Source organism: Streptomyces sp. NPDC015171, from assembly GCF_043079545.1.
GTDB lineage: Bacteria > Actinomycetota > Actinomycetes > Streptomycetales > Streptomycetaceae > Streptomyces.
The window spans coordinates 1-6,664 of the sequence record NZ_JBIBUO010000042.1 but is presented as its reverse complement, the minus strand read 5'-3'; the positions used below and the strand labels follow the sequence as shown (position 1 = coordinate 6,664).

11 protein-coding genes and 2 pseudogenes are annotated in these 6,664 nt (G+C 66.8%); 4 read left to right on the top strand and 9 right to left on the bottom strand.

Annotated features, from left to right (window positions below):
• Window positions 1-91 precede the first annotated feature (91 nt).
• Complete coding sequence (locus tag ACF073_RS41330) at window positions 92-304, bottom strand: DUF4287 domain-containing protein (protein WP_392076717.1); 213 nt, start codon at window positions 302-304, stop codon at window positions 92-94.
• A 77-nt stretch (window positions 305-381) separates the two neighbouring features.
• Window positions 382-969, bottom strand: coding sequence for a DUF998 domain-containing protein (locus ACF073_RS41325; RefSeq protein WP_392076716.1), 588 nt, complete (start codon window positions 967-969; stop codon window positions 382-384).
• 204 nt (window positions 970-1,173) lie between these two features.
• Between ACF073_RS41325 and ACF073_RS41320 the strand changes: the two genes are divergently transcribed.
• Window positions 1,174-1,797 (top strand): TetR/AcrR family transcriptional regulator, encoded by a 624-nt coding sequence (locus ACF073_RS41320; protein WP_392076715.1) that lies wholly within the window; start codon window positions 1,174-1,176, stop codon window positions 1,795-1,797.
• 391 nt (window positions 1,798-2,188) lie between these two features.
• Here ACF073_RS41320 and ACF073_RS41315 read toward each other — a convergent pair whose 3' ends face one another.
• The 5 genes and pseudogenes from ACF073_RS41315 to ACF073_RS41295 form a co-directional block, all read right to left on the bottom strand.
• Window positions 2,189-2,446, bottom strand: a complete 258-nt coding sequence (locus tag ACF073_RS41315) for a hypothetical protein (RefSeq protein WP_392076714.1) — start codon at window positions 2,444-2,446, stop codon at window positions 2,189-2,191.
• Entirely contained in the window at window positions 2,436-2,726 is a 291-nt protein-coding gene (locus ACF073_RS41310) for a hypothetical protein (protein WP_392076712.1), read from the bottom strand. Before ACF073_RS41310 ends, ACF073_RS41315 begins: the two co-directional genes overlap by 11 nt.
• Window positions 2,727-2,982: 256 nt before the next feature.
• Complete coding sequence (locus tag ACF073_RS41305) at window positions 2,983-3,228, bottom strand: DUF2283 domain-containing protein (RefSeq protein ID WP_392076711.1); 246 nt, start codon at window positions 3,226-3,228, stop codon at window positions 2,983-2,985.
• Window positions 3,229-3,297: 69 nt separating this feature from the next.
• Window positions 3,298-3,381 (bottom strand): annotated as a pseudogene (locus tag ACF073_RS41300) (IS5/IS1182 family transposase); the annotation flags it as partial.
• Window positions 3,382-3,447: 66 nt separating this feature from the next.
• Window positions 3,448-3,874, bottom strand: a pseudogene (locus ACF073_RS41295) (DJ-1/PfpI family protein); the annotation flags it as partial.
• A gap of 101 nt (window positions 3,875-3,975) precedes the next feature.
• Here ACF073_RS41295 and ACF073_RS41290 point away from each other — a divergent pair.
• Window positions 3,976-4,203 (top strand): hypothetical protein, encoded by a 228-nt coding sequence (locus ACF073_RS41290; RefSeq protein ID WP_392076710.1) that lies wholly within the window; start codon window positions 3,976-3,978, stop codon window positions 4,201-4,203.
• Window positions 4,188-4,475 (top strand): helix-turn-helix domain-containing protein, encoded by a 288-nt coding sequence (locus tag ACF073_RS41285; protein WP_392076709.1) that lies wholly within the window; start codon window positions 4,188-4,190, stop codon window positions 4,473-4,475. Before ACF073_RS41290 ends, ACF073_RS41285 begins: the two co-directional genes overlap by 16 nt.
• Window positions 4,476-4,753: 278 nt before the next feature.
• Here the strand turns inward: ACF073_RS41285 and ACF073_RS41280 are convergent, their stop codons facing one another.
• Complete coding sequence (locus tag ACF073_RS41280; protein WP_392076708.1) at window positions 4,754-4,975, bottom strand: hypothetical protein; 222 nt, start codon at window positions 4,973-4,975, stop codon at window positions 4,754-4,756.
• Between the two features lie 78 nt (window positions 4,976-5,053).
• A complete protein-coding gene (locus tag ACF073_RS41275; protein ID WP_392076707.1) occupies window positions 5,054-5,410 on the bottom strand; it encodes a hypothetical protein in 357 nt (118 codons plus the stop codon).
• Between the two features lie 347 nt (window positions 5,411-5,757).
• Here ACF073_RS41275 and ACF073_RS41270 point away from each other — a divergent pair, with 347 nt between their 5' ends.
• Complete coding sequence (locus ACF073_RS41270; protein WP_392076706.1) at window positions 5,758-6,396, top strand: DUF998 domain-containing protein; 639 nt, start codon at window positions 5,758-5,760, stop codon at window positions 6,394-6,396.
• Window positions 6,397-6,664 lie beyond the last annotated feature (268 nt).

The window sequence follows — 6,664 nt, the reverse complement described above, 5'->3', positions numbered from 1 at the left end:
ACGACATCGCCCGCGACCTCACCATCTGGTTGGCCGCCCGCGACTTCCCCCGACGGCCAACCAAACAGGGCAGCGATTTCTAAAACACGCTCTAGTCGCTGGCGCGCTCGGCGAGGGTGTGGGCGACAAGGGCGTTGGCGTGTCCGTGGCCGAGGCCGTGCTCGGCCTTGAGCCATGTCACGAGTTCCATGTGCTTGGCCAGGGGCGACGTGCGGATCAACGCCTTCCACTCCTCGATCGGGCGGCCGTACTTCTTCTCGATCGACGGGAAGTAGCTGGCGGGGCCTGTCACCGGTGCGGTCATGACGAACCATCCTGTCTGTCTGAGTGCGGGGTCTCGGGTTGGTGCCTTCGAGTGCCTTCGAGTGGGAGCTGGAGCCGCTACCGCCGTGAGGTGGGCGCTGGGCCGGCCAGCCGGGTGGTGGCTGCGGTGAGCGCGAGCAGGCCGAGGCAGGCTGCGGCGGTGAAGGCCGCCACGGTGGCGGCGGATGCGGCGAACCCGGTGATGATCACTAGCGGCAGCAGGCGGTAGGCCAGGGTCCAGCCGCGCTGGCCGTGGGCAGCGAAATGTCGGGCCAGCACGAGGAACGCGGCGCACAGTGCGAGGTAGCCCACGGTGCCGCTGAGCATGTGGACCGTTCCGTGCCCGCTCAGCGTGGCGGGACCGGCGGGCGTGCCGGCGGGGAAACCCGCACCGGGGTCTGCCTTGAAGGCTCCGGCGAGCAGGAAGGACGCACCGAAGACGCCGACCAGGCGCGGCCCCCAGATGCCGCCGGTGGTGCGGCCCATCGTCCGCCGCATTCCCACCGCGCCGGCAGCGACCAGGGTGCCGGTGACCAGGAAGCTGGCGACCTGGATCCAGCCCAGCGAACCGAGACTGAGCTGGCTGATGGCGTTGCGGCTGAAGTCGAAGCCGGTACGCGTCAGTCCCTCGGTCACTCCCACCGACAGGAACAGCGGTCCTGCCACCGTCCCGCAGGCGAGTAGCGCGCGGGTGGCGAACGGAGCCGAGGCAACACGGCTGGTAGCCGGTGTACGGATCGCCTGAGCCATATGGAATCCCCCTAAACCGAAGTCGCGGCCAGAACTGGACTGTCTAGTACTGGCGAACTGGACGGTACAGTACTGGCAGCAGAACTGGACTGTCCAGTACCGATGCTAGGAGGAGGGGACATGGAAGCGAACGAACCCGGCGGACGCTCGGCCCGCAAGCACCAGGCGGTCATGGAGGCCGCCACAAAGGTCTTCATGGAGAAGGGCTACGCCGGCACGAGCATGGACGACATCGCCAAGCTGGCCGCCGTGTCCAAGCAGACGGTCTACAAGCACTTCGCCGACAAGGAGAAGCTGTTCGCCGAGATCGTCCTGGCCACCACCGACCGGATCGAGGCAGTGATCGATTTGGTGGCCGGCGTCCCCGTCGACGCGGACGCGCTGGAGGAGAACCTGCTTAGGCTGGCCCGCCAGTTCCTGACGACGCTCACGCAGCCGCAGGTGCTCCAACTGCGGCGTCTCATCATCGCTAACGCGGATGCTTTCCCCGACCTGGGCGCCACCTGGTACGAGCAGGGATTCGAGCGGGTACTGGCCACCCTGGCCGACACCTTCCACCGTCTGGCCGACCGGGGCCTACTGCGGATCGACGACCCTCTCCTGGCCGCCAACCACTTCGCTGGCCTGCTGCTGTGGATCCCGGTGAACAAGGCCATGTTCCACGGCAGCCCACAGCACACCCAGCCCGAACTCGACCACTACGCCGAAGCGGGAGTCCGGACCTTCCTCGCCGCATACCGCTGATCCCCGCCGAACCGGACACCCCCGGCGACGTGAGCGCCCCCAGACCACCGATCGCCGGTGCTGTCCAGCCCGTGAACATCTCGATTCCCAGCGAAAGCCGGCTGCCTCCCAAACCCGCGAGCGAATGCTGCCGTTATCGTGAACAAAGCCACCAAGTCCACAACCCGTGGCAATGCAATTTCTGTGCTTCAGGCCTTCATCTAGGCCACGGCCACGGTGAGCGTGTCAGGCCGGAGGGTGTGACGGCTAGCAGCAGCCGTGTGACGCCTGGGACCGGCCTTCGAATGTCATCGCTCTCCGGTCCGGCACCCGGACCGGAGACCAGCGGCACCCCAAGCAGGAGACGGAGCAGCGCCCCGGACCCTCTCGGATCCGGGGCGCTGCTCCGTGATCAGATTCCGACGTACGCAACGATGGTGATCTGCCAAAGGGCCGTGACGTAGTAGATGACGCGGACTCTGTCGACGTCATCGACGTGGTCGCGCAGCAGGGTGTCGGGCACTGGGGTGCCCAGCTCGGGGTTGACGCTGATCGCAACGATCGCACGGTCCAGGCGGTGCGTCTCGCTCGCAGTGAGCTTCGCCAGCTGGCTCAGCGCGGGCTCCACCAGGACGACCTGGGACCGGCGCGGCGCATGCTCAGGCGACACGGGGCTGCTCACCGGCGAGGCGCTCCAGGTGGACGTCGCGGGCTTCCTCCCACAGCACGCCCGTCTCCGGAGACGGGTAGCCGTTGGCGGCGACGTCCTCCAGCACCGAGGCGAGGACGTCGACTCGCCCGCGCTGGTCGGCCGCGTACGCGCGGGCGGAAGCGGCGGCGTGCTCATCGAGGGGCTGGCGGTCGGGCAGGGCTCTGCAGGGCGCGGGGCCGCCGCTTCCGGCCCGATGCCGATCGAGACGGAAAGTGATCACCAGTCGGTGGGGTGTCACGCTGTCGCGCTTGTCACGCGGAAACGGCCCGGAGGGGGGTGTCCTGCCTCATAGAAGGTTGACCGATCTCACCGAAGACTGACCGCAAATGAAGCGTGATCGAGACATCCCGCCGGCAGCCTGATGGCGTGTACGACTTCCCCGGGCAAGGGCTTCGCGACGCGATCACGGCGGTGGAATCGCCGACCTGGTCCGTGAGAAGAGTGGCCAGTGAGCCTTTTCCAACCTGTTCGCCGCGAGCGTGGTGCTCGGCTGGTCATGCACCTTCGGTATCAAGTCGCTCCGCGGACTGGAGCAGGTACTCGGGCAGTTTTGAACTGGCCGCCAACACCTCGATGCCGATGAGGCGGCCCTGCTCGTCGAAGTCGAGGTTGATCATGCCGTCGACGTCCACTGGATCGCAGGGATACATGCGCGCGGACTTCATGCGGGCCTGCGGTTCGGTGAGGTGTACGTACGCTGCGTTGACGGTCTTGTCATAGGTGACTCTGACGTCTGTCACGGTGAGCGGTCTCCCTTGCTGGCATGGATGGTGGCGCTGTCCTTGTCCATGCCTCCGGCCGCAGCGATCTCAGGCTGCCGTGGCGAGGTGCAAGGCCAGGACGGCTTTGACGATGTCGGTGATGCGGGTGGTGCTGCAACGGAGTTTGTGCAGCCGGCAAGGACGGCGGGCGGGCCACCGGCGTCCGGAGCGGCACTGGACGCAGCGGCATCGCCTTCACTCCGGGTAGGCGCGGGCTGACTGCTCGGCGTACCGCCAGTGGGTCGTGGCGCGTTTGCCGTTGAGCAGACCAGCGGCAGCCAGGACGGTCGCCCCCCGTGCAGACCGAGGCCACTCTGCGGCTCTCCCTGGCCAGGCGCCGGACATGGCCGACGATCCGCAGGTTGCCTGCCGCGGCCTCGTGGCCGAACCCTCCCGAGACGATCAGTGAGGCCAGCGGCCCCCGCAGCCGCTCCAGGGATCGCTGGCCCTGCAGCGTCAGTCCCGAGTCGCAGGTGATCGCACGGCTTCCCGGGGTGGCTACGCTCACGTCATAGGCGGGGTTGGCTCCGAGCCGGTTGGCGGTGACCAAGCTTGTCGTCACGCAAGCGATGTCCAGCAACTCGGCCTCGTCGTATCCGACGAGGACCACCACTCGTTCCTCCATGGCCAGGACCCTGTGTCGGAACCCGGCAGGCGCTGCGATTTGCGCGCGCGGGCTGTGGCCATCTGTGCGCGGGCCAGGTCCGCGACATTCACGACGGAAGCGTGTCCACGGCGGCGGGCGTCACCAGTGCCCTGGAGCTCACCTTCGCCTTCATCGAGGAGGACCACGGCGCGGAGTTGGCGCGCTCAGTGGCCCGCGGCCTGGTCACCTATCTGCAACGGCCGGGCAACCAGGCACAGATGAGCATGTTCACAGCGACACCAGAACTCACGAACAGCCTGGTCAGGCGAGTCGTCGACCACATCGCCAGCCCTTGGCCGGCGACCTGACCGCAACCGCACTGGCAGCCGAGGCGGGGGTGAGCGAACGCTACCTGACCCGCCTGTTCATCGACCACCTTGGAAAGGCGCCAGGCCGATTCGTCCGCGACGCACGCATCGAAGCCGCCGCTTACCTCCTGGCTTCCACCTCCATACCCGTGGCGAGCGTGGCCGCACAATGCGGCTTCACAACCGCTGAAACGCTCCGCCAGGCATTCGTCAGCCGTTACGGGACACCGCCTTCGCGCTACCGGGCAACGCAAAGCACACCCGCTACCTGACAGGGGCACCCCGCTCCCCCACCAGGAACGACCACCCACCAGAGGCCAGCCAGCGCTGAGCACCCCACCCACCGCGATGAGCGACGCGGCGTGGACTGGATCGTTGTCTTCGATGACCTGGTGCTGCTCGTCGAAGTGAAGTCCACACGCCCGACCCAGCAGCTACGCCTCGGCGTGCTGGACCGCACCAACGCAGCTCTGCGCCAGATCAAGAAGGTGTTCAGGCTCAGGCGCCACAGGGCGGGGTGTGTGTGCGTACGCGCCCGGGTCGAGGGCCGTCAGTCCTGTTCGACAGCCATTCGTTCCAGGAGTTTCAGCAGGGGCAGGTCGGCTGTAATCGCGTCGACGGCGTTGCCGAAGTCATTGAGGATGAGGTGCGCCACGTCCGATCCTTCGCCCAGAAGGTCACCGAGCGCCAGGGCGAACGACTCTTGCAGTGGCTCGACGCGGTCATCGCCGGCCTGACGTTGCTCTGGAGCCCCGGCGTCGTCGAAGGACACGTCCCCTTACTCCAATCTAGAACCTTATGGCGCGTTTGTTTATTGATTGGATGGTTTATCCGTACGGCAGGGTGCTGTTCATTGCTGGGCGTCGAGCGTCAACCGGACGATGTCGCCTAGACGTTCGGCCATCGAGGACGGATCGTGGCCGAAGTAGGCGCAGCCGGTGCCGTGGAGCACCTCCAGCCAGTCTCGCCAGGTCTCCGGGCCGTTGCAGCAGCCCCGCCCGACGAAGACAGTGTCGGTGGTGTTGTCGGTCACCCGGAAGCCGCCGGCGGCGAACGGACCAGGCATGGTGAGCAGCCCGTGCGGGAATGTGCCGAGCGGGTCGGTCGGGTACGGCCCGGGCTCCCCCTCCGGCTCGAAGTCGTTGCAGTCGGCGATCCACGTAACCACCGTGCCGACCTCCGCCGGAGTCAGCTCCCCGTTCAGCACGGGGTAGCCATCTGACTCGTGCTCGCCAACCGGCCAGAGCTCGAAGTCGTCGGCAGCGGAGATCTCCGAAACGGACCGCGCGGCTCGAGGCGAGTGGAGACCACTTTGTGCAGCTCAGAGCCGGTGCAGATGCCAGCATCGTGTGCAACGCCTGTGGCGCTACTTGTGATGGCGCTCGTTCCGCAACTCCTGCCCCCGGTCGCAGTAGGGTCTGCCCCACTGTCGTCCAGGGGGCTTGTCGGAGTGCCTGGGCCCGGCGCCGCATGATCGGCTGTCCGCACGTTATTCGCGTGGCGGAAGGTGGACAGGTGAGAGTCCGGATCGGGTACTCGGCATGGATCGTGGGCGTGGTGCAGTTCTTCGTCATCCATTGGATTGCCGAGTCGGCTTGGGCCAGACCGTATAGCTGGGCGGGGAACAACATCAGCGACTTAGGTAACGCTCACTGCGCTCTGCAGCCAGATCCTGAGCCGCGGTATATCTGTTCCCCCGAGCACGGTCTGATGAATGTTTCGTTCGTCGCCCTGGGGGTGCTGTTCGTGGTAGGTGCCGCCCTGACCGGTGATGCCCTTTGGCACAGGGGACGGGCCGCTGCCGTGGCCCGTCTGCTGCTCGCCGGTGCCGGCGTGGGATTCGTGTTGGCCGGGCTGGCTCCTGCGGACGTCAACGAGAACCAGCATGTCTTGGGCGCCCTCTTGATCATGGCAGCGGGCAACATCAGTCTCGTCGTGGCGGGGTTCGGTCTGGCAGAACACGTACCGACCCCCCTGCGGTGGGGCACCAGCCTGCTGGGAGCCACAGCGATCACGGCCTTCGGGCTGTTCCTCTCCCGTCACTACCTCGGTCTCGGCATGGGAGGTATGGAACGGGTCGCCGCTCTTCCTCTTCTGTTCTGGGCGCTGGCTGTCGGCGTTCGTGGTCTCATTCGTCGAGCGGGTCGTATGCAAGAGGCGATGCCGGCAGAACGTCTCAGCCGCGCTGGTTGAAGGCTCTGGTCAGATCTCGGGTGGCCGCTCGGGCGGCGTCGAGATCAGCCCCGGCTTCGTCAAGCGCGCCAACCAGGTGGACGTTCTGTTTCCACTGGTGGGTCGTCGTCGTCCTGACCCTGGCCCCTGCCGCTGTGGCGGGCGCCGGATGGCTCTACACCCGGCGCAAACAGGCTAGGGGGTGTTTTAGAAGTGGGCTTCGTTGTTCGCCCTGCGCCGTGATGATCGCGGTGTGGGGCGAGGGGATCTTTCTGACGAGCAGTGGGCG